The sequence below is a fragment of the Stenotrophomonas sp. STEN056 genome, assembly GCF_056759635.1.
Genome location: NZ_JBRRDL010000035.1, coordinates 1 through 26,611, shown reverse-complemented (window position 1 = coordinate 26,611; position 26,611 = coordinate 1). Strand labels below are relative to the sequence as shown.

24 protein-coding genes and 1 pseudogene are annotated in these 26,611 nt (G+C 63.6%); 12 read left to right on the top strand and 13 right to left on the bottom strand.

The features are described from left to right. Positions 1-14 precede the first annotated feature (14 nt). The 5 genes from ACVOLO_RS15375 to ACVOLO_RS15355 are packed head-to-tail and all read left to right on the top strand — an operon-like array spanning position 15 to position 4,118. Positions 15-1,229: an oxygen-independent coproporphyrinogen III oxidase gene (locus ACVOLO_RS15375; RefSeq protein ID WP_481571188.1), complete on the top strand. Its 1,215-nt coding sequence runs from the start codon at positions 15-17 to the stop codon at positions 1,227-1,229. Positions 1,230-1,239: 10 nt separating this feature from the next. Then, positions 1,240-2,013: a helix-turn-helix domain-containing protein gene (locus ACVOLO_RS15370; protein ID WP_481571187.1), complete on the top strand. Its 774-nt coding sequence runs from the start codon at positions 1,240-1,242 to the stop codon at positions 2,011-2,013. Between the two features lie 19 nt (positions 2,014-2,032). After that, positions 2,033-2,776, top strand: coding sequence for a molybdate ABC transporter substrate-binding protein (gene modA, locus ACVOLO_RS15365; protein ID WP_481571186.1), 744 nt, complete (start codon positions 2,033-2,035; stop codon positions 2,774-2,776). A gap of 3 nt (positions 2,777-2,779) precedes the next feature. Beyond that, complete coding sequence (modB, locus tag ACVOLO_RS15360) at positions 2,780-3,463, top strand: molybdate ABC transporter permease subunit (protein ID WP_481571185.1); 684 nt, start codon at positions 2,780-2,782, stop codon at positions 3,461-3,463. Continuing rightward, the gene (locus tag ACVOLO_RS15355; protein ID WP_481571184.1) at positions 3,453-4,118 is read left to right on the top strand and encodes a sulfate/molybdate ABC transporter ATP-binding protein; all 666 of its coding nucleotides are present in this window, start codon (positions 3,453-3,455) and stop codon (positions 4,116-4,118) included. The genes modB and ACVOLO_RS15355 overlap by 11 nt, the downstream gene beginning before the upstream one ends. A 193-nt stretch (positions 4,119-4,311) precedes the next feature. Here ACVOLO_RS15355 and ACVOLO_RS15350 read toward each other — a convergent pair whose 3' ends face one another. The 3 genes from ACVOLO_RS15350 to ACVOLO_RS15340 form a co-directional block, all read right to left on the bottom strand. Then, a complete protein-coding gene (locus ACVOLO_RS15350; protein ID WP_481571183.1) occupies positions 4,312-7,176 on the bottom strand; it encodes a serine/threonine-protein kinase in 2,865 nt (954 codons plus the stop codon). Next, positions 7,173-7,781 carry an ECF-type sigma factor gene (locus ACVOLO_RS15345; RefSeq protein ID WP_481571182.1) on the bottom strand — a complete coding sequence of 203 codons (609 nt, stop codon included), beginning with the start codon at positions 7,779-7,781 and terminating at the stop codon, positions 7,173-7,175. Before ACVOLO_RS15345 ends, ACVOLO_RS15350 begins: the two co-directional genes overlap by 4 nt. 580 nt (positions 7,782-8,361) lie before the next feature. After that, the gene (locus ACVOLO_RS15340) at positions 8,362-8,895 is read right to left on the bottom strand and encodes a hypothetical protein (RefSeq protein ID WP_481571181.1); all 534 of its coding nucleotides are present in this window, start codon (positions 8,893-8,895) and stop codon (positions 8,362-8,364) included. Between ACVOLO_RS15340 and ACVOLO_RS15335 the strand changes: the two genes are divergently transcribed. Next, entirely contained in the window at positions 8,885-9,067 is a 183-nt protein-coding gene (locus ACVOLO_RS15335; protein ID WP_481571180.1) for a hypothetical protein, read from the top strand. The genes ACVOLO_RS15340 and ACVOLO_RS15335 overlap by 11 nt on opposite strands. A gap of 257 nt (positions 9,068-9,324) precedes the next feature. On the opposite strand, the gene ACVOLO_RS15330 is transcribed toward ACVOLO_RS15335, so the two are convergent. The 3 genes from ACVOLO_RS15330 to msuE all read right to left on the bottom strand — a co-directional run bounded on the left by ACVOLO_RS15330 (position 9,325) and on the right by msuE (position 12,028). Continuing rightward, positions 9,325-10,353 carry a methionine synthase gene (locus tag ACVOLO_RS15330; RefSeq protein ID WP_481571179.1) on the bottom strand — a complete coding sequence of 343 codons (1,029 nt, stop codon included), beginning with the start codon at positions 10,351-10,353 and terminating at the stop codon, positions 9,325-9,327. A 28-nt stretch (positions 10,354-10,381) separates the two neighbouring features. Continuing rightward, positions 10,382-11,365 carry a DUF1852 domain-containing protein gene (locus ACVOLO_RS15325; RefSeq protein ID WP_481571178.1) on the bottom strand — a complete coding sequence of 328 codons (984 nt, stop codon included), beginning with the start codon at positions 11,363-11,365 and terminating at the stop codon, positions 10,382-10,384. Between the two features lie 72 nt (positions 11,366-11,437). After that, the gene (gene msuE / locus ACVOLO_RS15320) at positions 11,438-12,028 is read right to left on the bottom strand and encodes an FMN reductase (RefSeq protein ID WP_481571177.1); all 591 of its coding nucleotides are present in this window, start codon (positions 12,026-12,028) and stop codon (positions 11,438-11,440) included. Positions 12,029-12,140: 112 nt separating this feature from the next. Here msuE and ACVOLO_RS15315 point away from each other — a divergent pair, with 112 nt between their 5' ends. Further along, positions 12,141-13,055, top strand: a complete 915-nt coding sequence (locus ACVOLO_RS15315) for a LysR family transcriptional regulator (RefSeq protein WP_481571176.1) — start codon at positions 12,141-12,143, stop codon at positions 13,053-13,055. Positions 13,056-13,187: 132 nt separating this feature from the next. Then, positions 13,188-14,063, top strand: coding sequence for a methylenetetrahydrofolate reductase (locus tag ACVOLO_RS15310; protein ID WP_481571208.1), 876 nt, complete (start codon positions 13,188-13,190; stop codon positions 14,061-14,063). Between the two features lie 206 nt (positions 14,064-14,269). On the opposite strand, the gene ACVOLO_RS15305 is transcribed toward ACVOLO_RS15310, so the two are convergent. After that, complete coding sequence (locus ACVOLO_RS15305) at positions 14,270-15,496, bottom strand: FAD-dependent monooxygenase (protein ID WP_481571207.1); 1,227 nt, start codon at positions 15,494-15,496, stop codon at positions 14,270-14,272. A 138-nt stretch (positions 15,497-15,634) separates the two neighbouring features. On the opposite strand from ACVOLO_RS15305, the gene ACVOLO_RS15300 reads away from it, so the two are divergent. Beyond that, positions 15,635-16,576: a LysR family transcriptional regulator gene (locus ACVOLO_RS15300; RefSeq protein WP_481571175.1), complete on the top strand. Its 942-nt coding sequence runs from the start codon at positions 15,635-15,637 to the stop codon at positions 16,574-16,576. A 105-nt stretch (positions 16,577-16,681) separates the two neighbouring features. On the opposite strand, the gene ACVOLO_RS15295 is transcribed toward ACVOLO_RS15300, so the two are convergent. The 6 genes from ACVOLO_RS15295 to ACVOLO_RS15270 are packed head-to-tail and all read right to left on the bottom strand — an operon-like array spanning position 16,682 to position 22,834. After that, on the bottom strand, positions 16,682-17,488 hold the full coding sequence (locus ACVOLO_RS15295; protein ID WP_481571174.1) for a class I SAM-dependent DNA methyltransferase: 807 nt from the start codon (positions 17,486-17,488) through the stop codon (positions 16,682-16,684). Then, positions 17,485-18,261 (bottom strand): ABC transporter ATP-binding protein, encoded by a 777-nt coding sequence (locus tag ACVOLO_RS15290; protein ID WP_481571173.1) that lies wholly within the window; start codon positions 18,259-18,261, stop codon positions 17,485-17,487. The genes ACVOLO_RS15295 and ACVOLO_RS15290 overlap by 4 nt, the downstream gene beginning before the upstream one ends. Beyond that, on the bottom strand, positions 18,258-19,271 hold the full coding sequence (locus tag ACVOLO_RS15285; RefSeq protein ID WP_481571172.1) for a FecCD family ABC transporter permease: 1,014 nt from the start codon (positions 19,269-19,271) through the stop codon (positions 18,258-18,260). The genes ACVOLO_RS15290 and ACVOLO_RS15285 overlap by 4 nt, the downstream gene beginning before the upstream one ends. 1 nt (position 19,272) lies before the next feature. Beyond that, positions 19,273-20,310 (bottom strand): ABC transporter substrate-binding protein, encoded by a 1,038-nt coding sequence (locus ACVOLO_RS15280; protein ID WP_481571171.1) that lies wholly within the window; start codon positions 20,308-20,310, stop codon positions 19,273-19,275. Continuing rightward, entirely contained in the window at positions 20,307-20,846 is a 540-nt protein-coding gene (locus tag ACVOLO_RS15275) for a DUF2478 domain-containing protein (protein WP_481571170.1), read from the bottom strand. Before ACVOLO_RS15275 ends, ACVOLO_RS15280 begins: the two co-directional genes overlap by 4 nt. 2 nt (positions 20,847-20,848) lie before the next feature. Continuing rightward, positions 20,849-22,834 carry a TonB-dependent receptor plug domain-containing protein gene (locus ACVOLO_RS15270; RefSeq protein ID WP_481571169.1) on the bottom strand — a complete coding sequence of 662 codons (1,986 nt, stop codon included), beginning with the start codon at positions 22,832-22,834 and terminating at the stop codon, positions 20,849-20,851. 182 nt (positions 22,835-23,016) lie between these two features. Here ACVOLO_RS15270 and ACVOLO_RS15265 point away from each other — a divergent pair, with 182 nt between their 5' ends. From ACVOLO_RS15265 to ACVOLO_RS15255, 3 genes and pseudogenes are all read left to right on the top strand, one after another. Beyond that, positions 23,017-23,823, top strand: coding sequence for a TOBE domain-containing protein (locus ACVOLO_RS15265; RefSeq protein ID WP_481571168.1), 807 nt, complete (start codon positions 23,017-23,019; stop codon positions 23,821-23,823). 690 nt (positions 23,824-24,513) lie between these two features. Beyond that, a pseudogene (locus tag ACVOLO_RS15260) lies at positions 24,514-25,591 on the top strand (IS3 family transposase); the annotation flags it as partial. Between the two features lie 485 nt (positions 25,592-26,076). Beyond that, entirely contained in the window at positions 26,077-26,532 is a 456-nt protein-coding gene (locus ACVOLO_RS15255) for a DUF6531 domain-containing protein (RefSeq protein WP_481571206.1), read from the top strand. Positions 26,533-26,611: the final 79 nt, after the last annotated feature.

The following is a 26,611-nucleotide window of genomic DNA, read 5'->3' as shown; positions in this document are numbered from 1 at the left end:
GCGAGGATAAGGCCATGTCAGTCGAGGCTCGTCCGTTGGAAAGTACCTTGTTGCGCACAGCCGTGTTGCACCAACCGCGCCACGTCCTGTTCCCTTCTGTCAGCCAGTTCAGCCCCGGCTTCGGTGAAGCTGGCTGGCGGGCAGCGGTACGTGCCAGCAACGAGCACCTGATTCCCCGGGTGCTCACCCTGGGTTTCCACGCATTCCGCACGGGGCAATTGGATGACCCGGCGGCGTACCTGCAGGCGCTGTTGTCCAGCTTGCGCCTGCAGTCCGCCGAGTTGGCTGAAGACCGCGAGGTCGCGGCCGTGGTTCTCCAGCTGGGCCTGGCAGAAACCTTGCCCCCGGGCCTGCTCGCGCAATTGCTCGATGCGGTGCCCCAGCACCTGCGCACGGTTGCCCGGCCCCAGGTGGAGGTGCGGCTGGACGCCGGCAGCGGTATCGCCCCGGCAGCACTGCGTGAAGTGGGCTGCACACGGCTGAATGTCATCGACCGCGCCGGCGGGCATGGCCCGGAACTGCTGGCCGCCGGGCAACGGGCTGGCTTCACCGCCTGTTACTACCAGCTGCGGGTTCCCACCAGCGATGACGGTGGCTACCTGCAGCGCCTGCACGCGGTGCTGGCGCTGGCGCCGGAGCGCATCCTGCTGCCGTCGCCCTGCGCCGCGCCCGATTTCCCCTCGGCCGATCACTGGTGGCAGGCCTGGACTGACGTCACGGCTGCCGGCTATCTGCCACTGGGCGGTGACCACTACCAGCGCGGTGACTGCGCCATGCCCGAGCGGCGCGGTGACGGTGCCCGGCATTGCGACCTGGCTGGCGTTCCCCGCCGTGATCGCAGCGATTTCATCGGCATCGGGCTGGGTGCCTGCAGCCAGATCGGCGATGTCATCTGCCGCCAGGAGGGCGACATGGCGCGCTGGCAGGCCCGCCTGCAGGCGGGGCATTGCGGGGTGACTGCCGGGCTCATTCTTTCCGAGGACGAGCGTTTGGTTGATGAGGTCGTGCAGAGCATCGCCTGTGACCATGCGCTGGACGTGGAAGCGTTCGAGTGGCGCAACGGCGTGCCGTTCGATGAATGCTTCGCCGATGCCCTGACGGCCCTGCCGGCGCTGCTTGAACAGGGCTGGGTGGGTTGGGATGGCAAGGTGTTGCGCCTGCAACGCGAGGGGCAATTGTTGTGGCGTATCATCGCCGCGTGCTTCCGACCCACGGCCACAACTGCATGATTCTTCAATGATGTCCGCCTCACAGCCCCCGCGTGGCACACGCACCAGCACAACCCCCAACCCCGCAGCCGCCAACGATGGCGACGCGCTGCACTTCTGCAGCACCTGTGCTTTTTCCGACGCCTGCATGTCGCAGGGGTACGACAAGACGGCGCTGAATGAACTGCATGTACTGGTGGACCATGTCGGCCCGTATCACGCGGGCGATTACATCTTCCGCGCGGGTGAACCCTTCGATGCGATCGCGGCGGTACGCGCGGGCATGGTCAAGACCTTTGTCGATGACAGCCTGGGCAACGAGCAGATCCTCGGCTTCAGCCTGCCGGGTGAGGTGATCGGGCTCAACGCCATTCATGGTTCACGTTATCCCTGCAACGCGGTGGCGCTGGACACGGTGCATCTGTGCCGCATCTCATTTCCCAGGATCAGCACCCTGGCGGCGCGCATGCCCGGGTTGCAGACCAAGCTGTTCAGCCTGCTCAGTGCCGAGATCGGCAAGGCGGCGTTGCTGGCCGCCAACTACCGCACCGAAGAGCGCATGGCCGCATTTTTGCTCGACATGTCTGCGCGGTATGCACGGCGCGGGTTCTCGGCGACGCGCTTCAGCCTGACCATGAGCCGCACCGAGATCGCAAATTACCTCCGCATGGCCCCTGAAACCGCCAGCCGCGTGCTGCGCAGGCTCAGTGATGACGGCGTTATAGCGGTCAAACAACGCGAAATTATTTTGCTGCAGCCGGAACGTCTGGCACAAATGGCTGCCAGTGACGACGCTCCTTCCTGATTCCCCAATAGGACATGCCATGCACCGCCTGTGGATCTCCCTGCTGCTGTTGTTCGCCACCGGCGCATCACACGCGGCGGACCTCACGGTTTCGGCCGCATCCAGCCTGACGGAAAGCTTCCGCGACATTGCCGCAGCCTATGAGAAAGCAAACCCCGGGACGAAGGTTGACCTCAACTTCGCCGCCTCCGGTGTATTGCTGCAGCAGATTGCCCGTGGCGCGCCGGTGGATGTATTTGCATCGGCCGACCAGTCAACGATGGACCAGGCCGCAGCGCAGGGCTTGCTGGAACCGGGCAGCCGCCAGGTCTTTGCACAGAACTCACTGTGGGTGGTGGTGCCGCCGCAGGCGAAGCAGCGGCCTGCATCGCTGGCTGCGCTGGCGGCCCCCGGCATTGAGCGCGTTGCCATCGGCAACCCGGACAGCGTGCCGGTGGGGCGCTATGCACGCGGGGCCCTGCAGCAGGCAGGTGTGTGGCCGGCGGTGCAGGCCAAGACCATCAGCACCCAGAACGTGCGCCAGTCGCTGGACTATGTGGCGCGTGGCGAAGTGGACGCCGGTTTCGTCTACGCCACCGACGCCCAGGCCATGCCGGACCGGGTGCAACGCGCTTTCCAGGTGCCGGTGGCCGGCGGGATCACCTATCCGCTGGCGCAGGTGAAGGGCAGCAGCAATGCAGTACAGGCGCAGCGCTTCATTGCCTTCGTCCGCTCCGCGGCGGGGCAGGCCATCCTGCAACGTCACGGTTTCGGCAGCCCCTGATAGATGGATCTGGACTGGAGCGCCCTGTGGTTATCGCTGAAGGTGGCCGGTTGGGCTACTGCGATCAACCTGGTGGTGGGCGTGGCCCTGGGGGCCTTGCTCGCGCGCAAGCGCTTCCCCGGGCGTGAGCTGCTCGACACGCTGCTCACCTTGCCGATGGTGTTGCCGCCCACGGTGCTGGGCTATTACCTGCTGGTGGTGATTGGCCGCAACGGCCCGCTCGGTGCCTGGCTGCAAAGCACGTTTGGCATCAACCTGGTGTTTACCTGGCAGGCGGCGGTCATTGCCGCGGCCATCGCCTCGCTGCCGCTGGTGTTCAAGCCTGCGCGTGCGGCATTTGAAGGCGTGGATGCGCAACTGGAACAGGCCGCACGCACGCTTGGGGTGTCGGAGATTGCGCTGTTCTTCCGCGTCACCTTGCCCTTGGCATGGCGTGGAATTCTGGCCGGGCTGTTGCTGGCGTTCGCACGCGCCATGGGTGAGTTCGGCGCCACCATCATGGTCGCCGGCAGCATCCCCGGGCGTACCCAGACCTTGTCCATCGCCATCTACGAAGCCGTGCAGGCCGGCAACGACGGCCGGGCCAATGCCCTGGTGATGCTGTCCTCGGTGGTCTGCATTGCGGTTCTGCTGATTGCCGCGCGTTTGGTGGGCAGCAAGCGCGGAGGGTTGCGCGATGTGGCTTGAGCTTGACGTCTCGCGGCAGCTGCTCGCCGCTGGCCAGCGGTTTCATTTGCAGGTCGCATTGCGATGCACACAGCAGAACGTGGTGTTGTTTGGCCCCTCCGGTGCGGGCAAGAGCCTTACCCTGCGTACCATCGCCGGCCTGTTGAAGCCGGACAGCGGCCACATCCGCCTGCATGAGCAACTGTTGTTTGACGCTGCCAGTGGCGTCAATCTGCCCACGCAGCAGCGCCGGGTAGGCTATGTCTTCCAGGATTACGCGCTGTTTCCACATCTGAGCGTCCGCCAGAACGTGGCGTTCGGTCTGCACCGCGGATGGTTGAACCCGCGCCACGGCAGCCGTCACGCGCAGGTCGAGTACTGGCTGCAGGCGCTGCGTATCGATCACCTGGCGCAGATGTACCCGCACCAGATATCCGGAGGCCAGCGCCAACGGACCGCTTTGGCGCGTGCACTGGCACCCAGCCCGCAGGTTCTGCTTCTGGACGAGCCCTTCGCAGCACTGGACCACGACTTGCGGGCGCATCTGCGGCAGGAGTTGGAAGCAGTGCTGGATGCATCCAACATCCCGCTGCTGTTGATCACCCACGATCCGCAGGATGTGGACGTGTTTGGCCAGCAGGTTGTTCACCTTGCCGATGGAAAAGTCATCGGCTGAGTGACGGGGATGTCACCGTTGTTGCAACAGCGGGGTCGGCTTGATCGACCCTGCGAAGGATCGAATTGATCGCCGGCTTACCGTTGACGAAAGGCGCGTGACAACACCCGGCAGTCGCGCTTTGCAGAGAGCCGCCATGCCATCCGGTGATGGGATTTGTGAGCCCAATGGTGGCTGAGCACTGGGCTCGTGACTATTTGCCAGGGTTCGTCGTCGCGTCCAGTGCTTCCAGATGCGAATCCACCTTTCCTACCCAGGCATCAATGCCTGCCGCAACGGCAACCTCGCGCGCCGCTGTGAATGAGCGGCGAGCCCCCGCAATATCCTGCGCTTCCTGCTGCAGGCCGGCCTTCCCCATGTTTGCCTCGTACTCGGTCGCGCGCGCATACAGCGAATCGACCTTGCGGGCATCGGCGATGAGCTGATCTATCTCGGCATACAACCCATCCAGTTTGCCGGCCCCCATCCTGATGTCGATATCGGTGCTGCGAAGGTGCAGCATCTCCTCGCTTTCCTGCCCGTACTGGCGGGCGGCATCTGCTTTGGCCAGTGCGATCTGTTGGCTTGCTTCATCATGGCGGTTGGACTCGGCAAGCAGGTCCGCATAGGCAATGCGGTGCAGTGCGGGAACCTCGCCATTTCGCCTCTGATACAGGGTGATGGATTCGTCCATCAGCGTCATCGCTTTGGCCAACATGGCGGGATCAACCCGCGATTTCCACCAGTACTGGTTGGCCAGCAGGAAACGCGCCTCCAGCGCCAATTCATGGGACTTTCCATAGTTTTTCTCGACGATGGAAAGCGCCCGCTGTGTGTGGTCCCTGGCCTCGTCCAGCCGGGAAGCAAAGGTCAGCAGGTGTGACTTGGCGACCAGAATCCGCGCGTAAGCGGGGTGTTCGGTGCCCAGGCTCAATCGCAGAATGCGTTCGGCGTTGTCGGTTGATGTCTGAGCGGCGTCGAGCTTTTGGTCGAGCATCTGCATGAAGGCCAGCTCGCCCCATGCCACGCCAGTCAACGGGTGCTCCGCGCCAAGCGTCGTGCTGCGACTTTCCAGCAATGTGTTGGCCACGGCCAAGGCGCGCGCATCCCGCTGGGGGAGTTTGGAGGCGCGGACGGCACGAATAAGCGACTCGCGTGCGTCATCGACGATGCCTGGTTCGGTTTGGCTGGCCAGGGCAATGGCGCGTTCGAGATCCTGCATCGCTGCGTCCACCTGCAGACGCCGACGGTGCCAATTTCCACGCACGATGAGCATCTGCGCCAGGGTCTGGTCCGCTGCCGGCGTTTTCAGCGCCGAAGCCTGCTCGATTGCATCATTGAGCGTGGCCATTGCCAGCCTTGGCTTGTCCTGGCCTTCCTGGGCAACGGCCAGCTGCATGTGCAACTGCAGCTGTGCCGCCTTCTCCTGGTTGGTGAAGGGAAAACGGAGTTTCTGCATGCCGAGGCGAGTCTCTCGCTCGGCGATGCCATGTTGTGCACGGAGATTTTGCAGCCGCGCAATCGTGACCTGGTTGAACGCAAATTGTAGTGATGCATCGGAACCCAGGCGCAGTGACTCGGCCGCAAGCGCCTCGGCCGTACCGTAGTTGCCAGCATCGGTCTGGCTACGGGCGAGAATGGAAAGCCCGCGCGCCAGTACATCGGACGGATCCTTGGCGGCAAACCGGCGCAGGTTGGATTCGGTACGCTCCAGCAGCGCACTTGCCGTGAGCGGATGTTGCGAGGTTTGTGACATCGCCGCGGCAGCCAGTGACTGGCTGAAGATGTGATCCGCCCGCGTGGACACTTCCTGTTCCTGCCCGGCCGCATGCCGTTGCCACAACGCCGCGCCGCCAAGCAGCGCGACGCTTGCCACTGCCAGCAGCACGAAGGTGGTCTGCAGGATGTTGCGCCTGAAGAACAGCCTCAGGCGGTAGAGCATGCCGTTGCGGATCGAAATGGGACGGCCTTGCAGCCATTGCAGCAGATCCCCGTGCAGGGCCTGCAGGGTGGGATAGCGCTCGTCCGGATTGGCCGCAGTGCAGCGCTGGACGATGGCATCCAGATCACCCTGCAATTGGCGGCGCAGGGCGCGAATTGATCTGCAGTCCCTTTGCTTCACAGCGGCGATGCTGGCATCCACTGCAAACTCGCTGGGCATGCGCGCGCCCGTCGACAGGAATGAAGCAGCGCCGGACGCGTTGGCGGGAGTGCGGCCACAAAGCAGGAAGCACATCAGCGCACCCATGCCAAACACATCGATTGCCACGGATGGGCGCGCGCCGGCCATCAGTTCGGGGGCGCCAAAACCGGGGCTGTAAGCATGCGGGCGGGGGGCGTCGGCTGGTGATGTGCTGCCACTGATGTCCGCAAGCCCGAAATCCAGCAGCTTCGGCGTACCGTCACTGTCGATCAGCACCGCCGATGGCTTGATGTCCTGGTGCAGGACACCCCGGGAATGTGCATGGGCCAATGCCTGGCAGACAGTGGCGAGCAGTTCGACCCTGGCTTTGATGCTCTTTCGGTTCTGGTCGCACCACTGGTCAATTGCGCTCCCATCGACCAAGGGCATGACGAACCATGGCATGCCATCGACATCGACGCCGGCATCCAGGATCGGGACGATGTCGCGGTGATTCAGTCGTGCCAGTGCATTGCGCTCGGTCATGAAGGCGTTGAGCGCGGCTGGGGTTGTCAGTGCATGCTGGATGAACTTCAGGGCCACGTCGCGTTCGTAGCTGCCGTCGTTGCGGCTCGCGCGATAGACCGCGCCCATTCCTCCCATTCCGATCAGCGCGGTGAGCGACCACGGGCCGATGTGCTGACCAATGCGCCGCTCTGCACTGGCTCTCCTGCCGGCATCAGTGGCCGGAGAGTGCAGGGCCATCAGTGCCTGGGGCGGATGATCGAGCAGGGCAAATGGTGTATTGCCGGAGTGCAGCATGGCACGCGCCTGGTCAGCTGCAGGCCTGTTGCGAAGCGCCAGCAGGAGCAGCAGGCCGCTGCGCAGCGGTGCCGGCATGCCGAGCAGTTGTCGAACCCAGCGAAGCGCCAGCAGTTCGTTGTGGGTCGAGCTCACGCTGCGCTACCTCCGTCAGCATCCAGCCGTTGCAGCAGGAAGCTGCGTGCGGCCTGCCAGTCCCGGCGAACCGTGCGGATATGCACATCGAGCAAGCCGGCGATCTCTTCTTCGGAAAGCCCGCCGAAGTAGCGCCATTCGACCACCCGTGCCAGGCGTGGCTGGTGCTGGGAAAGATCGGTAAGAGCCGCATCCAGGCTTACCAGTTGTTCCAGTTGATCGGCCTGGCCCGGATCCCATCCATCGGACAGGGACAGTACCTGCACACCGGCGCCGCGCTTCTCGGCCATTTTGCTTTTGGCTTCATCGAGGATCACCGAACGCATTGCAGTGACGAACAGTGCGATGAGCTGGCGCCGACTGGCGGCATTGATGCCGGTGCGTGACAGCTTGAGCCAGGTCTCGCTGACAAGGGCGGTCGGTGAGAGCGTCTGGTCAGGTTTGCGCCAGAGCCGGGAGCGGGCAAGGCCATGCAGGTCGTTGTAGAGCAGGGTGTAGATTTTGTCCCATGCCTTCGTCTCCCCCGAATGCACATCCATCAGCAAGCGTGTAACCGCGCCTGCGGTTTCCTGTGCAGGCAGCCCTCCGGCGTCGATGGCCTCCATCTGGTTCCCTTTGCTGCGTGTTCAATTGGTCAGGACAACGGTGACCTGACGACCCCGCCTTAGTTCGGCACAGCAGCGGCGGGGAAGTCAATCAATGTGGCCCGTAGACGGGGTTCGGCGGGCCCTGCGGCAGCCCTTGCGGCGATCCGTGCGTTGCCGTGTCCTGTTCTGTCCCTATTTTTCGTCTGAACTTCTTCAGCCTTTGGTCTTTGAGCGACGGGCAGGGGGCAATGTCCTGTCCCGCACCCGAACTTCGTCCGAATTGGTAGGCATACCCGGACTGGCTGGGAGCATCGGGGCCAATCCCTGAAGCGGGGGAGAAGGGGATTCAATCGATCTGCGCTCCAGCATGTGGCTGCGCCCGGGAAACGGCATGATCCTGGGCGCGCGGCTGCAGCGTGCTGCCTGTCCGTCCGGGATGCCTGCCGCTTTCGATCCGCCATCTGCGCATCGGTGATGCTTCACCGGCCGAAGGTGAGCAACCGTCCTGAACTCAACTGGCCTATCTCAGATGCTTCACCCACAACTTATTGCACTGACCGAACTCGTTGAATCCCTGGAGAGGGAGATTCCGTCCCTTTCATATCGACAGCGCCATGACCGGCTCGCGGCCCTGCTTCAAGCCACCGCACGCCTGCAATGCAGCGTGGATACCGCAGAAGATATTGATGTTGATCGGCTGGTGCTGCGCGCCTGCAACATCGCGCTTTCTGCCATGCAGCCGGCCCCTGTTCCGCTTGCCGTGGAGATGGCGGCCAGCGACGAAGACGCCGAGAGCGAGAGGGTATAGGTCATGAGGCTTCATGTTGCATGGCCAACAACCACTACCTTCAATGGAGAGTGCGGGTTGCTCCGCACGGGTACTTGAAATGTTCAGATACGCAGTGCGGACAAAATTCGACCACGGGGCAGTCATCGTTTCACTGGTCGACTGGCCTGAGGTATCGACCGTGGTAAGGAAGAACCCCGGAACGGAGCTGAGAACCACGCTGTTGCGTGCAATCGAGGGCCGGTTCCGATCATTGCAGCCGGTGCCCTTGCCGAAGGCGAAACCGTGTTCGGATTTCTGCGTTCGACTCTCCTCGAATGAGGCCATGAAGGTGATGACGTTCAATGAGATGCTTCAGGCCGAGCTGGGGATGAAGGACGCCGCAATCAAGCTGGCCATCAGTGATCTGTTGATGAGCCAGATGCTGGATCTCGGCCAGCCCGCGGACCTGGACCTTATCGAGAAGATCATGGGCCTGGTTGGGAAGCGCATTGTTGCGTACTCGGTCAGCGCATGAGTGATGGCGGCGTATGCCTTTCGACCAACGTCACTTCGATAACCCGTTCCTGATCGCGTGGTGTTCCAGCGGGGGCCAGACCATCGGTTCTTCGTCGGAACTCGGATTCCCCCATGCAGAGCTCCCGGGAGAGGAGCTCTGCTTTCACATGGAACGGCTTGACGAGGACATTTCACCGTAACGCCACGACGCCTGAATCGCTGGGATTCCATTCAACCGTCCCGGCGCCCTGGGTTGTTGCCAATTGGCCGCGGGAGTCAGCTCAACAGTTCACGACGGACTATTTCAGCACCGGCGCTGAGCGCATTGAGCTTTCCTCTGGCAGTCGAGCGGGACAAGGGCGCCATGCCGCAGTTGGTGCTGGGGTAGAGCTTGTCGGCGTCCACGAACTGCAATGCCTTGCGCAACGTATTGGCTACATCCTCGGCCGTTTCGATGACGTTGCTGGCAACATCGATTGCGCCGACCATTACCTTCTTGCCGCGCACCAGTTCGATCAAGTCGATCGGCACGTGTGAGTTCTGGCATTCCAGCGAGATGATGTCGAGCTTGGACTGCTGGAGCTTGGGGAAGGATTCCTCGTACTGGCGCCATTCCGAACCCAGCGTCTTCTTCCAGTCGGTGTTGGCCTTGATGCCGTAGCCGTAGCAGATGTGCACGGCGGTTTCGCACTTCAGGCCTTCGATGGCGCGCTCCAGGGTGGCGACGCCCCAGTCATTGACCTCGTCGAAGAACACGTTGAAGGCAGGTTCGTCGAACTGGATGATGTCCACACCCGCTGCTTCCAGTTCCCTGGCTTCCTGGTTGAGGATCGTGGCGAACTCCCAGGCCAGCTTTTCGCGGCTGCGGTAGTGCGCATCGTAGAGCGTGTCGATCATCGTCATCGGGCCGGGCAGGGCCCACTTGATGGGTTGCCGGGTCTGCTGCCGCAGGAACTTGGCGTCCTCGACGAAGACGGCTTTCTGGCGGCTCACGGCACCGACCACGGTGGGCACGCTTGCGTCGTAGCGGTCGCGGATCCTCACCGTCTCGCGCTTGGCGAAATCGACGCCTTCCAGGTGCTCGATGAAGGTGGTGACAAAGTGCTGGCGGGTCTGCTCGCCGTCACTGACGATGTCGATACCGGCGTGCTGCTGTTCGTGCAGGGACAAACGCAGTGCGTCCTGCTTCGCTTCGATCAGCTCGTCGCCCTGCAGTTTCCAGGGGGACCAGAGTTTTTCCGGCTCGGCCAGCCACACGGGCTTGGGCAAGCTGCCGGCGGTGGACGTGGGCAGTAGTTTTTTCATGGCGGGTTGTTCGATGTGATGGGGTTGATCAGGCGGCGCAGTTGGCGGCCCATTGCGTCAGCACGTCCCGGTACGGGGTGATGAAGTGTGCTTCGGTGTAGCGGCCCTGCTTGACCGCCAGCTGGCTGCGTTCTTCCCGGTCGTAGACGATCTTGGTCAGCGAGTAGTCCTGGTGCTTGAGGCTGGGCTGGTAGACGCTGCCGGCGGCAGAGTTGGCGTTGTAGATCTCGGGCCGGTAGATCTTCTGGAAGGTCTCCATGGTACTGATGGTGCTGATCAGTTCCAGGTCGCTGTAGTCACCCAGCAGGTCGCCGCAGAAGTAGAACGCCAGCGGTGCTGTGCCATTGGCGGGCATGAAGAAACGCACCTGCATGCCCATCTTGGCGAAGTACTGGTCGGTGGAGGAAAGCGCGTTCTGCAGGTACTCCACGCCCAGCACCGGGTGCTCATTGCCGGTGCGGTGGTAGGTCTTGCTGCTGGACGCACTGATGCAGATCACCGGCGGCTTGCGGAAGCGCTCCCTGTAGGCCTGCGAGCCCATGAAGTGCTTGAACAGCTTGCCGTGCAGGTCACCAAAATCTTCCGGCGCGGCAAAGCTGGTGCGGCTGTCGTTGTAGGCCGGCAGCAGCACGCTGAAGTCGTAATCACGCACGTAGGAAGAGAAGTTGTTGCCAACGATGCCGTCGATGCGGGTGTTGCTGGGGTGGTCGACGATGGTGGTTTTCAGGATCTCGATCAGCGGGAAAACCACTGCGTCAGCCTGCGCTCCAAAGGACATCTCGGCCGAGATGATCTCAAGCTCGACCGAGTAGCGGTCAGCGGTGGGGTTGTCCCAGTGCGCGAGATTGTTGAAGCGGTTGTCGATCATCTTCAGGGTATTGCGCAGGTTCTGCTGACGGCTGCTGCCGCGCGCAAGATTGGCAAAGTTGGTGGTCAGGCGGGTGCTGTCCGATGGCTGGTAGTTCTCATCAAAGCGGAGGCTTTTTATGTGGAATTCGAAGGTGTCGTTCATCGTGGGCGGCTACCGTAGGTTCTGCGGAGGGGGGAGCCGGCAGGGCGCGGGCTCGGTGTGTGGCCGGGTCTATCAGGCGGCGGCAACGGCGTTGGCCGTGGCTTGTGCGTGGCGCTTGAGTTCCAGCAGTGGCAGGGCGCGCTGGATTGCCAGGCGGCTTCGCTGGAGCAGCGCTTCGTCATGCAGCTGGTAGTCCACGAAATCCTTGTCGGTCGCATAGACACCCAGCGGCAACGTGCGTGCCTGGAAGAAACTGAAGAGCGGCCGCAGCTGGTGGTCGATCATCAGCGCGTGGCGTTCGCTGCCGCCGGTGGCAGCGAGCAATACCGGGGTGTCGATCAGGGCGTCCTGGTCGATGAAATCGAAGAAGTGCTTGAACAACCCGGTGTACGAACCGCGGTACACCGGCGTGGACACAATCAGGATGTCGGCGTGCTCCACGGCCGCAAGTTCCCGCTCCACCGCCTCGGGCAACTGCGAACGCCACAGCGCACCGGCCAGCCGTGGGGCCAGCTGGCCCAGCTCTATCAGGCGCTGCTCGCAGGGCAGCTGTTCACCGACAAGGGCCAGCAGGTGCTCGGCCAACGACACCGCCCTTGAGGGGCGCTGCATGCCGCCGGAAACCGCGACGACGCGCAGTGGGGGATTCAATTGAAGCTTCATTGGATGTGATTTGCCCGTTCCCGGATCTACCAGACTGGGCCTGATGCTAGCGAGCGTGTTCCATGAGGTAAAATGGTGTTATTTCAACAATCAATGAAAATTATTCATTTATATGCTTGAGCGCATCCATCTCAGCATCATTCAACAGGTCGAAAAGCAGGGCTCGCTGACTGCGGCGGCGAGCGTACTGAACCTGACCCAATCGGCGTTGAGCCACAGCATCCGGAAGCTGGAGCAGCAGCTGGGCACGGACATCTGGCTGCGCGAAGGGCGGAGCCTTCGATTGACCCAGGCTGGCCAGTACCTGCTGGCAGTGGCGAACCGGGTACTGCCGCAACTGGAGCTGGCCGAAGAACGGCTGGATCAGTTCGCCCAGGGCGAGCGTGGCGCGCTGCGCATCGGCATGGAATGCCACCCGTGCTATCAGTGGCTGTTGAAGGTGGTATCCCCCTATCTGACGGCCTGGCCTGACGTGGATGTGGATGTCAGGCAGAAGTTCCAGTTCGGCGGGATCGGTGCGCTTTTTGGTTATGAGATCGACCTGCTGGTGACGCCTGACCCGCTGTACAAGCCGGGGCTGAGGTTCGAGCCGGTGTTTGATTACGAACAGGTGCTGGTCGTGACCAAGGGCCATGCGTTGGCATCGCAGGCCTACGTCAAGCCGCGGCAACTGACCCGTGAAGTACTCATCAGCTACCCGGTGGACATCGAGCGCCTGGACATCTACAGCCAGTTCCTGTTGCCCGCAGGTGTGACCCCGCGCCGCCACAAGACCATCGAGACCACCGACATCATGCTGCAGATGGTGGCCAGTGGACGCGGCGTGGCTGCGTTGCCGCGCTGGCTGGTGGAGGAATACGCCACCCGCATGGATGTGGTGCCGGTACGGCTGGGCCCGCGCGGGGTGGCCAAGCAGATATTCCTGGGCTCGCGCGAAGCAGACGCCGGCATCGACTACGTGCGGGCTTTCATCGAGCTGGCCCGCAAGTCAGCCACCGCCATCGCCCAGGAAGTGCGCGCGCCGTGATGGTCAAGGGAAATGACGCGGCCTGGCGGCCGGGAAAGCGCGCGGATGACAGCTCGCATGGAAGCTCCCACGCGGCCCTGATGAAGGATGGAGCAGTTCGCGCACCGCGGCGGGGTTACCGCAGGATGCGTGATGCCTCCTGATCCGACGATGTTCCCCCGTGCCCTTGCTGACGACTATTCGCTGGAAGTGAGTGGCAATGCCCTTGCCGCGCTGAAGGGCGTTGCGTCGCGACTGGCACCGCGCACAAGCCTCTTCATCCCGTATCTGGCGAGCGAAGACGACGCCACGCGGCTGGCTGCTGCGGTGGCCATCCGTGGACTTGGCTTTGTCCCCACGCCGCATCTTTCGGCACGCCGTATCGTCTCGCGTGCCGCACTGGCGTCATTCATCGAGCGCGCGGTGGGGGAGGCCGGCGTGGACAGCTGCCTGCTGATTGCAGGTGATCCGTCCCGGCCCCTGGGGCCGTTTCACGACAGTAGCGCGCTCATTGAATCGGGGATTCTTGAGCGGTCCGGCATCAAGTTGATCGGCGTGGGCGGGCATCCCGACGGTCATCCGGCAATGCGTGCGGCGCAGTGCTGGGAGGTGCTGGAGCACAAGTGCAGGCGCATCCAGGTTCATGGCATGACGCCGCTGATCGTCACGCAGTTCGCGTTTGACGCCGACATCGTGCTGCGGTGGCTGGAAACGCTGCGCGCACGCGGCATCGACTGCCCCGTGCGCGTGGGCGTGCCGGGCCCGGCCAGTGTCGCGGTGCTGGCGCGTTACGCAGCGCTGTGTGGTGTCGCCGCCAGCGCATCGATGCTGGCCAGGTATGGCCTGTCAATCGGCAAGTTGCTCGGCACGGCGGGGCCCGATCTATTTGTCGATCGCCTTGCCGACCGCCTGACCGAGGCACATGGGGAAGTGCACCTTCATTTCTACCCCTTCGGCGGCGTCGCCCAGTCGGTGAAATGGATCGAGGACTACCGGAACCGCAATCCGACGCAGGACAGGAGCGGCTGAGGATCAAGCAGCCAATCCCGGGCCCGAAACGCCCGCGATGATCGCTTCGAGAATGGGCCGGCACAGTTGGAGCGGGGAAGGGGAATGTTGCTATTGCGCAAGACCAGCGTCGCTGCGGTACGGCGCCTGGGCGCCGGTGGTGTTGGTGCTTGGACGTATCGCATTCCCGGTGTTCGCCGTGGTGTTGATTTACGTTGGAAAGCAGATCACTCAGTACGGTACAGGCTGTCGCCGCCATTAGCTTGCGCAGGCACGTCATCGGCGCAACCCGGCATTGGCAGGCCCTGTCCCCATCCGGCGGCCAAGAGCTGCACATCACGCACAGGATTGGACGCCTTGGCCCGTTCGTTGCGGATGCGACAGGACTCGGGATCGGTGGCAAACAAACCGCGTGCGAAGCCCCGGCCTTGTTCCGCCAGCCTTCTGGTCTTGGGGGCACGGATTCTCGAAAACGCCTGAAAAACGCCGTCCAGGCCAGCACTTGCACCCTCCAGACACCGCGCCAGATGCCACGCATCTTCCAGCGCCTGGCACGCGCCTTGGCCGGACGTCGGCAACGGTGCATGCGCGGCATCACCCACCAGCAGGACGTTCGCCCGGTTCCACGTCTGCAGCGGCTCCAGGTCATGCACCGCAATCAATCCGATGGCATTCGCCGGCGTGGCCTGGATGATTTTTGCGACCGGCTCCGGCCATTCGGCGAACAGGTCTTCAACTTCCCTGCGCATATCTGCGCTGGCTACAGCCTCGGATAGAGGGCGAGCCTGCGCTGCAGCCCAATACACCAGCCCGGGCCGAATCGGCACGCAACCAAAGCGCTCGCCGGCACCCCAGAAATCCTGGATCGCACTGCCGTCTACCAGCGCATGCTGGCTCTGCGCCACACCGATCCAGTTCACGAAGCCCTGATAGATGGGCGTGTTGTCACCTGCGACAAACTTGCGCGCGACCGAATTCATGCGCCCGTCGGCACCAATGAGCAGATCCGGGCGGATGCTCACACCGTTGTCGAATTGCGCCACGGCCCTGCCATCCGCATCCAGCTCAATGGCTGCCGCCCGATGCCCGAATTCCACGGGAATCCCTGCCCGTGCCGCGTGGTCCAGCAGCACCTGCTGCAAGTGCCTGCGCAACACGGTGTAGGTTGGGTATCCCATTGTCCGGTCCAGCAGGCCAATATCCAGGCCGCCCAATGCATTTCCGGCAGCATCCTGGCGACACATTGTCAGTGGCCGTCCGCCGATGGCGTCGATGTCCTGCAGCAGCCCAAGTTCGTCCAGCACAAAGCTGGCGTTGGGCCAGAGTGTGACGCCGGCCCCCATGGTTGCCGGCGTCGCGCGGCGCTCGTAGACCCGAGGGCTGTAACCCTGCTTGCGCAATGCCAGTGCCACGCTCAGGCCCGCAATGCCGCCACCGAGTATTCCAATTTCCACGCTGAGACTCTCCTGCTCATGGGGGCGCGGCGTACATTCCACCGCGTCACATCTGTCGAAAGGGCATGTTAGATTTCGCCATTCAAGGGAACTAGCTTGTGAAAATTGGATGCTTTCATGTCAGAAACGGGACAATAAATGCGCGATGCACTCGATCTGAATGCCGTCCGTGTCTATGCGGCAGTTGTTGATGAGCAGAGCTTTGCCGGTGCATCGCGGCTATTGGCCATGCCTTCGTCCAACGTCAGCCGCCACGTCGCCGCGCTGGAGCGCAAGCTCGGCACACGCCTGCTGGAACGAAGCACCCGCCATCTGCGCATGACCGAAGCGGGGCGGCTGCTCTACGAACGTGCCAAGCCGCTGCTGGACACTCTGCTCTCCACGCAGGAGGAGCTTGGTGCGGTACAGCGCGAACTACGCGGTCCTCTGAAGATGTGCATGCCGGGGGAGGCGCCACGGCTGCTTGGTCCGATCCTTGCCGAATTCTGCAGCCTTCATCCGGGGATCGAGCTCGAATGCGACACCCGGGTGACCGGGCTGGAAGTGCTTCGAGAGGATGTTGACCTTTCCATCGTCTTCCACCGGGGCCATCAGGAAGACAGCGCCTTCATCACCCGCGAACTCGCCGTTCTGCCCAGCATCGTGGTTGCCGCGCCCTCACTGCTGGCCAGGACCGGCATTCCCCGCCATGTGCGTGAGCTGAAGTCGCTGCCCTGCATCACCACCCTGAGCGCATTGAAGGGCCAACCGTGGCAGTTCCAGAACATTGCGGGCGAGATCGTCAAGGTGCCGGTCCGCAGCCGCTATCGCGTCAACAGTGGGGAACTGGCCGTGGCTGGCGCACGGCAAGGCATCGGTTTCGCGATCGTGGCCGCCTATCCCTGCCAGGAAGACCTTGCTGCGGGCCGATTGCAGGAGGTGCCACTGGACCTTGCTCCTGCCTCTTTGCAGTTACTGGGGGCCTACAGCCACCGTCATTCCGTGACTGCGCGTGTACGGGCACTGCTGGAATTGATACAGGTGCGCTTGGCCGGACTGGCAAACTCTCCCTTGGATCCCGGACCGCGTGGCGCGGTTTAGGGTCGAAGTGATTTACCGGGCTCAAAGTGGAATGCTTTGCGGCACTGTCTTCCCTGCCAGGGCAGGGATGGAGACGGGTTTTTGGATTGGGGATGTCCATCGGGGCTAGGACGTTTCGCTTGTGGCCCACTGGATGAACGCCCAGCGGCGCGTCGGCGCCATGCCGAAGCGATGCTGCGGCGAGCGTGCATGCCATTGGCGCACGCGTGCTTCTTCATCGGCATCCAATGCGCCGAACAGTTCCACCGCCTGGCGCACCAGGCCATCGGCATCCTGGGCGAGGTCACGTACCGATTCGGGCAGGTAGTCGACCTGCGGCTCGCGGCCCATGTCCAGCAGCATGTTGATCGGGTAGCGGTGGTCGGGCATCGGCACCCAGTCGCGCCCGAGCAGTTCCGCCAGCTCGGGTACGCCGGCGCGCGGGCCGGTGGCGAAGGTGATGCAGGCACGTTGGCGGGCGTGCGCGTCCAGCCTGTGCAGCGCCGCCTCAAGGTCCGGCACCATCAGCGAGCGCGAGGCAATGGCCAGGTCGCAGTGCGGCACCGCGTGCCAGTCATCGGTCCATGACAGCGCCCACGGCGTAATGTTGGCGACTTCGTCGCGGGTGATCGCAGTATGCAGGCCGTCGAGCATGCCGGTGCTGTAATCGAGTGCGTGTACGTGGCCGACCTGCGTGGCGATTGGCAGGCTGAGCAGGCCGGGGCCGCAGCCAACATCCAGCACGGTGGCCACGCCGTCGAGGTTGAGCCTGGCGAGGAACGCTTCGCTGTAGTCGTCGTGACGGCGCTTCCAGCTGGATTGCACGGCCCGCGCATCCCAGGCACTGGCTGGCTTGGCCTGGAATCCGCAGGCCTGCAGGTGCTGGCGGTAGCGTGCGGTGTGGTCGATCGGGGTCGGTAGCGAGTGATTCATGTTGAAGTTCCAAAGACGGGCAGGGCGGCAGCGACGCGGGCAGCATCGACGCCATACAGCATGGCGAGGCGTTCGGGCGTTGCGATCTCGCGGGCCGGTCCCAGTGCCTGCAGGCTGCCGGCGGACATCAAGGCAATGCGGTCGGCTACCTGCAGCGCGTGCTGTGGTTGATGGGTGGACAGCAGCACGCCAATGCCACGTTCGGCCAGGCGCCGCACGGTATCGTGGATTCGCAGCTGTGTGACGAAGTCGAGACTGGCGGTGGGTTCGTCCATCACCAGCAATCGCGCCTGCTGGGCCAGCGCACGCGCGATCAGCACCAACTGGCGCTCGCCGCCGCTGAGCGTGGTGACGGTGCGTTCGGCCAGAGCCTGCAGGCCCAGTTCGCGCAGGCAGTCCTCCGCGATGGCTTCGTCGGCATGGCCGGGGGCCGCCAGCAGGCCCAGATGTGCTGCGCGGCCCATTGCCACCACTTCGCGCACGCGCCAGGCAAAGGGCAGGGGGGCGGCCTGCGGGACATAGCCCACGCGGCGGGCGCGGGCAGCGCGGTCATGCATGTGCAGTGGCGTGCCCTGCAGATCCACCTCGCCGCGCACGGCAGGCAGCAGGCCGAGCAAGGTGCGGAACAAGGTGGTCTTGCCGCAGCCGTTCGGGCCGAGCAGACACAGCACCTCGCCGGGGTGCACCGACAGCGCGAACTGCGCGCCGAGCGCCACACCGGCATGGCCGATGGACAGACCTCGTGCTTCCAGCAACGGTGCGGCGGCGGTCATGGGCGACGCTCGCTGCGGGCCAGCACCAGCAGGAAGCAGGGCACACCGACGAAGGCGGTGAGAATGCCGAGTGGCAGTTCGATAGGTGCCAGTGTGCGCGCCAGCGTATCGGCAGCGAGCAGGAAGCTGGCGCCGAGCAACAGGCTGGCCGGCAGCAGGCGACGGAAATCGGCACCGACCAGCAGCCGCGCGATATGCGGAACGACCAGCCCGACCCAGCCGATGATGCCGGCCAGTGACACTGCCGCGGCGGTGCACAGCGTGGCGGCTGCAATCAGCGTCCAGCGCAACGGGGTGACCGCCACGCCCAGCGCACTGGCCTCCTCGTCGCCCAGAGCAAGCAGGTTCACCCGCCAGCGCAGCAGCACCAGCGGCAACAGCCCGACCAGCAGCAGCGGTGCAGTGACCTTGAGGTCATCGATGACCACGGCGTTCAAGCCGCCCAGCAGCCAGAAGGTGATCGATGGCAATTGCGTATACGGATCGGCCAATAGCTTCAGCAGTGAGATGCCGGCGCCGAGCAGCGCCGACACCGCGACGCCGGCCAATACCAGGACCAGTACCGGATCGTGCCGCCGCACCAGTGCTGCCACCAAACACACCAGGCCCACGGCACCCAGCCCGCCCGCAAAGGCGATGCCCTGCACCAGCAGCATCGGCAGGCCGAGGAACAGCCCCAGCGAAGCGCCAAGGCCGGCTCCGGCGGAGACACCGAGGATGTCCGGCGACACCAGTGGATTGCGGAACATGGCCTGGTAGGCCGCACCGGCCGCCGACAACACCGCGCCGATCAGCACGGCGGCCAATACACGCGGCAGGCGGACGTGCCAGAGCGCGGCCTGCAGCGCAGGCGCGCTGGGTTCACCGATGCCGAACAGTTGCCAGCCGATGGCGTGCATCAGCGCCGCCGGCCGCACCGGGAATTGGCCGACCGAAAACGCCAGCAACAGCATCACCAGCAGCAGGCTCCAGCCGCCGGCATGCCATGCCCAACGAGGAAGCGCGCGCATCTCAGGCACTCGCATCCAGGGTGCGGGCAAGCTCGGCCGGCAGTGGCTGGCCCCACAGCAGCTGATGCAGTGCACTGACGCGGGCGCGCAATGCGGCCGGCGCCAACGCGGGAGTTGTGCCCGGGTGCAGCTTCGACAGCAGCCAGGGCAGGCCGGGCAGACGATTGACGCCGGGCGGGCCGTCCAGCCATCCAAAGGGCAGTACAGGTGCGCAATGCAATCGCCGTTCGCGTACGGCACGCAGGGCGCGCCAGCGCGGATCCTGGTGTGCGCGTGCGGCGAAGCCGGCGTCCTGGGTCAGGATCACGTCGGGGTCCCAGGCCAGCAGTTGTTCGAACGACACCCGGGCGAGACCTCCAGCGCCGGCGCTGGCAGCCACGTTGCGGCCGCCGCAGAACTCGATGACTTCGGTATTGATCGAACCGGACAGGCCGCTTTCCAGGCCGTCGCTGCCACGCCCGTAATACACGGTGGGGCGCGTCGCTGCCGGGCGCGCCGCCAGCACCTCGCGCACCATCGCCAATTGCGTCTCTGCCGCCTGCGCCAGTGCTTCGCCGCGCGTGGCAACGCCTAGCAGCCTACCAACATGGCGCAACTGCGTGGGATGGTCGGGCAGGCGGCCGGCAATCAACTCGAAGGGAATGGCGGTCTGCTTCCAGACCCGCTCGGCCGAGTCGCGGTAGTTGGCATCGAAATCACCGGCATCCAGCACCAGGTCCGGCTGCATTGCGAGCAGGCGTTCGAGGCTGACCGTGCTGCCGCGCCCGGCAAGACGGCCGACCACCGGCAGTGTGCGCACCGATGCCGGCAATTGCGCCAGCGCGTCGGGCGACACCTTCATCGGCCAACCCAGCAGGCATTCGGGTGCCACTGCGGCGAGCAGCACCGCGGCCGGCGGGCCGGCCGCAAAAACACGCCTGGGTGTGGCCTTGGGCGCACCCAGCCGCAGCACGCGCTGGGCCGGCATCGCCAGCAGCTTTGCATTGGCGGCCAGAAGAGGTGCCAGCGCGAATGCCTGCAGCAGGGCGCGCCGCCTCATGCAATGACCTCCGGCGCAGTGCGGCAGGCATCCCACCAGGTCTGCAACGCTGCGTCCTCGGCGGGCAGCTCGATGGCCATGCCGCCGGTGAACTGGCGCCACGCGTCGAGGTAGGGCAGCTTCACCGCGGTCAGCAACGGGATGCCGACCAGCATCAGCGCCAGCAGCTCGTCGGCCATGCCGCCACCTTCTGATTCCAGCGTGCCGAAGCGGTTGGCGATGGCCAGCTCGGCGTGGTCCTGCAACGCGCGGCGCAACACCACGCTGGCGTCGGCGATGCCGCCCGGGTCCAGGTTGCATCCGCAGGAAGCCTGGCCCAGTGCCTGGCTGATCGGATAGCGCGAGGCGGGATCGGTCACGTCCATCAGCGTCATGCGCTTGCCGTTGGCCGTGGGTTCGTGCGGCAGGTGCACCAACCCGCGTACGCGGTGACCGGCAGCCAGCTGGCGCGCGGCGAACGCGGCCAGCAGGGCATCAGGGTCGCCGCTGTGGTCATGCACGATCGCCGCGATGCGTGGTGGCGAGGATGGGGTCATGTTCAGAACCTCCAGTTGGCATTGGCGAACCAGGTACGGCCCGGCATTGGGTAGCCGTCGGCCAGCTCGTACCATTTGTCACCGACATTGCGCACGCCAAGGTCGAAATCCCAGGCATCGCGCGGGCTCCAGCTGGCCTTGACGCTGGTGATGCCATGCCCGGGCAGATCGCGTACCGGCCGTGTCGCATCGGCATAACTGACCTTGCGGCCCTGTTCTGCTTCCAGCGTGGCCTGCAGCTTCAACTGCGGCAGCAGTTGCCAGCCCACTGCCATGAACAGGCGCTGGCGCGGACTGTCGAGCAGGGCGACGCTGCGGTTCTGCAGATTGGTACGGCGCAACCAGGTGTAGCTGGTCTGCAGGTCCCAGTCATCGCCGATGCGCTGGCGCAGGCCCAGTTCGACGCCCTGGTGGCGGGCCTTGCCGATGTTCTGCGCCTGGTTGCAGGTGCTGCCGCCACACTCGGGCGAAGCCACCACCGCGTTCTGGATCAGGTCGTCGATGCGGCTTTGGAAGAGTGCCGCCTGCAGTTGGCCACCTTCCCACCAGCGGCCACGCAGGCCGACTTCAAAGTGCGTGGCATGTTCGGCCTTCAGGTCAGGGTTGGGCAGGGCGGCGCCCATGCGTGCCGAATAGCGGTCCTTGATGGTCGGGAAGCGCGTGCGCCGGGCGGCGCTGGCATACCACTGCTGGTCCGGCGCCAACTGCTGCACATACTCCAGCACCGCATTGGTGGCATCGGTACTGCCGGTTGGCCAGAAGTACACGCGCTTGGCGTCGCGACGGTCATGGCCGATGCCCACGCGCAGGTGCGAGGTATCGGTCAGCGCAACGCGGTCTTCGATCGCCACCGAGGTGGTGACATCACGGAAGTCCTTGTTCGGCGAGTGCGGGTTGCGCTCGCTGTGCTGGTCTTCCTTGTAGTGGATGGCGAACTGCAGTTCCTGGCGGGGCAGGGCTGTGGTGGCCAGGGTCACCGAGCCGCCGACGGTGCGGTCGTCGTAGATGCTGGGGAAGTTGCTGTTGTCCATTGCCACCTGATAGCTGCCATCGGTATAGGCGTTCAGGCCGTTGCCATAGGTGTCGCGGTAGACACGGGTGCGCAGCGTGGTGTGTTCGCCCAGGCGTGTGTTGCCGATGAAGTACAGGTTGTCCTTGTCCCACCACGGCCAGCGCCAGTAGCGGATGCCGCTGCGCGCGGTGCCGGTGTAGACCGGGTTGTCCTTTTCGCCATCCTGGCGTGCGTAGCCGATCGCGTACTCGTCGCCCTCGCGCGGGGTATAGCCCAATTTGAACGACAGGCGGCGGTCGTCGCGCGAGGCGTTGCGGCGATCCTTGCCGGTGTCGGTGGGTACGCGCTTGTAGTCGACGAAACCATCCGGCAGCGGGAACTCATCGGCTTTCAGGATCGATGCGCCAAGCTGGTAGTACCAGTCGCCACGGCGGCCGCCGAGGTTGATGGCCGCTTTGCGTTCGCCGCCATCGGCGATGCCCAGCCGCACGTCGCCTTCCAGCGGGCGTTCCGGCCGGCGACTGACCAGGTTGATCGCACCGCCCAGGATATTCGGCCCGTACAGCAGCGACGCCCCGCCGCTGGCGACCTGAATCTCGGCGAGATCAAAGGTAGTGAAGCGGCCGAAATCCACGTAGCCGTCGTAGGGCACGTACAGCGGAATGCCATCAAGAAACACCGGCACCTGGCGTGCATCGAAGCCGCGCAGGTAGACCATGTCCTCGTTGCGCGAGTTGCGCGCCAGGCTGACCCCCGGCAGCACACTGACCGCATCGCCGACCGTGTTGCGGTCCAACTGCTGGATGCGGTCGGCGTCGAGACTGCGCTCGGCCACGGTGGGCGAGGTGCCGCGCTCGGCATGCACATCGATCGTGCCCAGCGTGAACACCGGCGGTGGCGAGGCGGCGTCGGCCGCAGCGGCGGTCAGCGGCAACAGCAGGGCCGACAGGGGTAGAACGAAACGGCAGGTACGCATCCTCGCGAGTCCTCGGGTTCGTTATATCCAAAATGATATAACGGTTGGCAGGGGTCAACTTGATGACCGACCCGGGGATTCTCGGCGCTGGCCTGCGCGGCAACCTTGACCGATATCAAGCCCGGGGCAGGATGGCTACGCCGTACACTGGCCGCTCGCGCGAACGCAGGGACACAAGCACGATGAGCGAGGCCGGGGCGCCGTTGGAACTGCAGGGAAACCTGTCGCTGAGCATTGCCGGGCAGAGCCTGGGCGGCCGCGGCCGTTTCGCTCTACTGGGCCTGATCGATGCGTGTGGTTCGATCAGCCAGGCCGCCAAGCGCATGGGCATGACCTACAAGAACGCCTGGGACGCAGTGGATGCAATGAACAGCGCCGCTGGCGAGCCACTGGTCGCGCGCAGCGTGGGCGGTCGTGGCGGTGGCGGCGCGCGTCTGACCGAGCGCGGTCGCCAGCTGATCACCCGTTTCGAGGAGGTCGAGCGCGCACACCGTACTTTCCTGCAGTCGCTGCAGGCCACCCCGGGGCTGGACGAGGATCTGGCCCTGATCCGGAGAATCGGCATGATCACCAGTGCACGCAACCAGTTCCATGGCCGGGTCAGCGCGTTGGCCACCGGCGCGGTCAATGACGAAGTGCAGATCGAAGTGGCGCCGGGCCTGGCGGTGGTCGCGACGATCACCCATGGCAGTGTGGAATCGCTGGGACTGGGGGTGGGTGTGCCGGCCTATGCGCTGGTAAAGGCCTCGTCGGTGATCGTGGCGCAAGGCGATGGTGCGCGCTATTCGGCGCGCAACCAGTTCACCGGAACGGTGGAGCGGATCACCGAAGGGGCGGTGAACGATGAAGTGGTGGTGGACATCGGCCATGGCTGCAGCGTGGTGGCGGTAATCACCCGGGCCAGCACTGCGACGCTGGAACTGCGCGAAGGCTGCACGGCAACGGTGCTGTTCAAAGCATCGTCTGTCATCGTGGGCATCGCCCCCTGATTGAGGCGGAAAGATGGGTACTCCCTGTCAATTAGCGGACCTTGGAAGTGGAACTCTCTCGTAATCTGACCCGAGGAGGTTCCATGAAAAGTCCCGCTTTCGCGATAGCAAGACCATTACCGTGCTCAAACAGGCCGAGGCGGGCATTCATGTACCAGGACTGCACTTTCGGCGATTTGGTATATCTCAGGTAGTCGAGCAGATGTGTTCCCGTGCAATCTGGAGAGGAAAATCGGCGGGTGGACACCGCCAACCTCGACACTAATGATGTCGGCACACATTCGGCATGGAGCGGGGAATGTTCAGGGGGATCGTCGGTATCGCGTTGCTGGCTGTGGCCGGCGCGCTGGCAGCACAGCAGATCCACAGTGGCGCTGGTCGTGGCGCGCCGCGCGTGGGAGAGCCTCAGCGCAATGTTGTTCAAGTTCCCAAGTTGGATTGTCGGAAGTTGGTCCACTCTTGGGAGCCGTGGATGCAGGTCTACTGCAACAACGTAGATTTCGACCTGCAGCGTGAGTGGTCAGCGCACCTGGGGCGTCCGACACCATCCAGGACGGTGATTGAGGTTCCGGCTCTTGGAACACCTGAGGCGAAGGCTTCGGGCGTTTCCTGCTCGGAAGGTCGCGTGGGGTTCACCCCCGTTTTCACGGACATTTACGAGAAGGCCGACCAAGGTCTTGAGAAGTGTTCATGTTGAAGCGAAGGAAGTTTCAGCGCAGAGTTCAAGCGTGGTGCGGTTGAGCAGGCCAACCAGGCGGGCGTCGGCTGCGCTCAGGTGGCCCGAGAGCTGGGGATTCGGGCCTCCCTGCTGACTCGCTGGAGGCGAGAGGCCAGAAGCCAAGCCTCAGTGGCCTTTGCAGGCACGGGTACACCCCGCGACGAAGAGCTGGCTCATCTCAAGCGCGAGCTGGCGCGGGTGAAGAAGGAACGGGATTTCTGCGAGAAGCGGCGACGTTCTTTGCCAAGGGATCAGCCTGAAATACCAGGTGATCGAACGTTGCCGCGATGCGTTTCCGGTTCGGCTGATGTGCCGATGCCTGCGGGTATCGGCCAGCGGCTATTACGACTGGAGCAAGCGCCTGGCCAGCCCTCGCCAACTCGACAACGAGCGCTTGCTCGGTCGCATCCGCGAACTGCACGAAGACAGCCGCGGCGTGCTGGGCGCAGGCCGGATGCGGGAAGACTTGGTGGATGAAGGTGACACCGTCAGCCTTAATCGCGTGGCTCGATTGATAGCGGCAGATAGCTTGCAGGGCTGGCCCCGGCCCAAACGTCGCGGCCCGCGCGGCCGGCCTGCGCTGGCCGCCTTGGCGTGCGTAACTGGCTGCAGCGGGACTTCACTGCGCTTGAGCCAGAGACCAAGAGGGTCACCGACATCACCGAGATCAAGACGCAACAGAGCAAGCTGTATCTATGTATTGTCCTGGACCTGTTTGCCCCGCGTGTCGTGGGCTGGTCAATGCATCATCGACAAGACCGGCAGATGGTGATTCGAGCGGTGCAGATGGCGGTCTGGCAGCGTCAAGGCCACCGTCCGGTAATCCTACATTCCGATCGTGGCAGTCAGTTTCGGAGTGGCGATTATCAGCGCTATCTGAAAGCCAACGGATGGGTCTGTTCGATGGGTGCGGTGGGACATTGCGGGGACAGCACTGCATGCGAAGGCTTCTTCGGGATGCTCAAGCGCGAGCGGATATACCGGATGAGCTACCCAACACTCGATGCGGCAAAGGCCGATGTGTTCGAATACATCGAGCGGTTCCACAACCGTCCGTGATTTCGGGGTAGAACCCCTTTTGGCTACGAAGTGCCTACGGCCTCTCCGGCTAATTACTGACATGTGCAGCCGGATTGACTTCTCAAAAACATCAATCGAGGATTGACAAGGGAAATCACGAAGCCTTGGCACCCATGCACTGGTTCCATTTGAAAGCATCGCAAGAATCCCGGTAGTGTCGACTGAATTACCCTGTCAACGAACTGGAACAGCCAGGAGTCGCCCCTTTTAAATCTATTAATTGCGCTAATGCCAAGAATGTGCCTTTAGTCATGGAGGGTAGATATGAAAAGGATTATTAATGCTCGCACTTTCGCAACTATATGCATAGCAATAGCGGCTTTCTTTGGAGCTGCCTCAGCAGAAACCCGCCCCGGAACGCTAGATACAGTACAGGTTCGAGGGTATCGACTTCAGAGCCCCGATCCGCTTCTTATGACTGCTGGCTCTATCTCAGTGGTCGTCGGCTTTAACCCATCCAATATATCCAGGCCGTACCTGCCCCAGTTGATTCGCGCGCCGCGTTTGTCGGGGATGGGGGTTGTGATGACGCGCTCGGGGTAGCAACTGCGGGAAATCCAGTTGTTATAGCAACTGCCAATAAGACTGAGAAACTAGAAGTATTTTCCACTCCAGGCGAGAAGCCGCTTGGGATCGAGTTGAACTGGAATTCAAACTTCGGACTTCGAGGGCACTTTGGATACAACTGGCTTACTGCTTCCGATAAGCGCCTCTATTTCGTTTACGAAAATGGGGAGCAGTGCAGCGTCAATCCTGGCGGATATGAGTGCGGATTAAACGGAGCCGCACGAGCGGTTCAGATATTCGGCCTGCGTCCGGACGGCTCAAAAGTAAAACTTTGGCAATGGGGACAGCCGCCAAATCCAAATAGCATGTATGTGTCGACTTCCCGTATTTCAATGCCAGGCTAAATTAGAGGTTTCCGGTTCGTGGTATTGGCGGAATTCGGCGGGCGTCAGCCCGCCAAGGCTGTCGTGAGGGATCTCGGTG

Coding starts and splice junctions, on each gene's coding strand:
- ACVOLO_RS15290 (WP_481571173.1), bottom strand. CDS start 18,261: ATGACCGCCGCCGCACCGTTGCTGGAAGCACGAGGTCTGTCCATCGGC.
- ACVOLO_RS15300 (WP_481571175.1), top strand. CDS start 15,635: ATGCGCGATGCACTCGATCTGAATGCCGTCCGTGTCTATGCGGCAGTT.
- ACVOLO_RS15275 (WP_481571170.1), bottom strand. CDS start 20,846: ATGACCCCATCCTCGCCACCACGCATCGCGGCGATCGTGCATGACCAC.
- ACVOLO_RS15375 (WP_481571188.1), top strand. CDS start 15: ATGTCAGTCGAGGCTCGTCCGTTGGAAAGTACCTTGTTGCGCACAGCC.
- ACVOLO_RS15265 (WP_481571168.1), top strand. CDS start 23,017: ATGAGCGAGGCCGGGGCGCCGTTGGAACTGCAGGGAAACCTGTCGCTG.
- ACVOLO_RS15295 (WP_481571174.1), bottom strand. CDS start 17,488: ATGAATCACTCGCTACCGACCCCGATCGACCACACCGCACGCTACCGC.
- ACVOLO_RS15310 (WP_481571208.1), top strand. CDS start 13,188: ATGCCTCCTGATCCGACGATGTTCCCCCGTGCCCTTGCTGACGACTAT.
- ACVOLO_RS15315 (WP_481571176.1), top strand. CDS start 12,141: ATGCTTGAGCGCATCCATCTCAGCATCATTCAACAGGTCGAAAAGCAG.
- msuE (WP_481571177.1), bottom strand. CDS start 12,028: ATGAAGCTTCAATTGAATCCCCCACTGCGCGTCGTCGCGGTTTCCGGC.
- ACVOLO_RS15285 (WP_481571172.1), bottom strand. CDS start 19,271: ATGCGCGCGCTTCCTCGTTGGGCATGGCATGCCGGCGGCTGGAGCCTG.
- ACVOLO_RS15325 (WP_481571178.1), bottom strand. CDS start 11,365: ATGAACGACACCTTCGAATTCCACATAAAAAGCCTCCGCTTTGATGAG.
- ACVOLO_RS15355 (WP_481571184.1), top strand. CDS start 3,453: ATGTGGCTTGAGCTTGACGTCTCGCGGCAGCTGCTCGCCGCTGGCCAG.
- ACVOLO_RS15280 (WP_481571171.1), bottom strand. CDS start 20,310: ATGAGGCGGCGCGCCCTGCTGCAGGCATTCGCGCTGGCACCTCTTCTG.
- ACVOLO_RS15270 (WP_481571169.1), bottom strand. CDS start 22,834: ATGCGTACCTGCCGTTTCGTTCTACCCCTGTCGGCCCTGCTGTTGCCG.
- ACVOLO_RS15335 (WP_481571180.1), top strand. CDS start 8,885: ATGACGTTCAATGAGATGCTTCAGGCCGAGCTGGGGATGAAGGACGCC.
- modA (WP_481571186.1), top strand. CDS start 2,033: ATGCACCGCCTGTGGATCTCCCTGCTGCTGTTGTTCGCCACCGGCGCA.
- ACVOLO_RS15370 (WP_481571187.1), top strand. CDS start 1,240: ATGTCCGCCTCACAGCCCCCGCGTGGCACACGCACCAGCACAACCCCC.
- ACVOLO_RS15345 (WP_481571182.1), bottom strand. CDS start 7,781: ATGGAGGCCATCGACGCCGGAGGGCTGCCTGCACAGGAAACCGCAGGC.
- ACVOLO_RS15330 (WP_481571179.1), bottom strand. CDS start 10,353: ATGAAAAAACTACTGCCCACGTCCACCGCCGGCAGCTTGCCCAAGCCC.
- modB (WP_481571185.1), top strand. CDS start 2,780: ATGGATCTGGACTGGAGCGCCCTGTGGTTATCGCTGAAGGTGGCCGGT.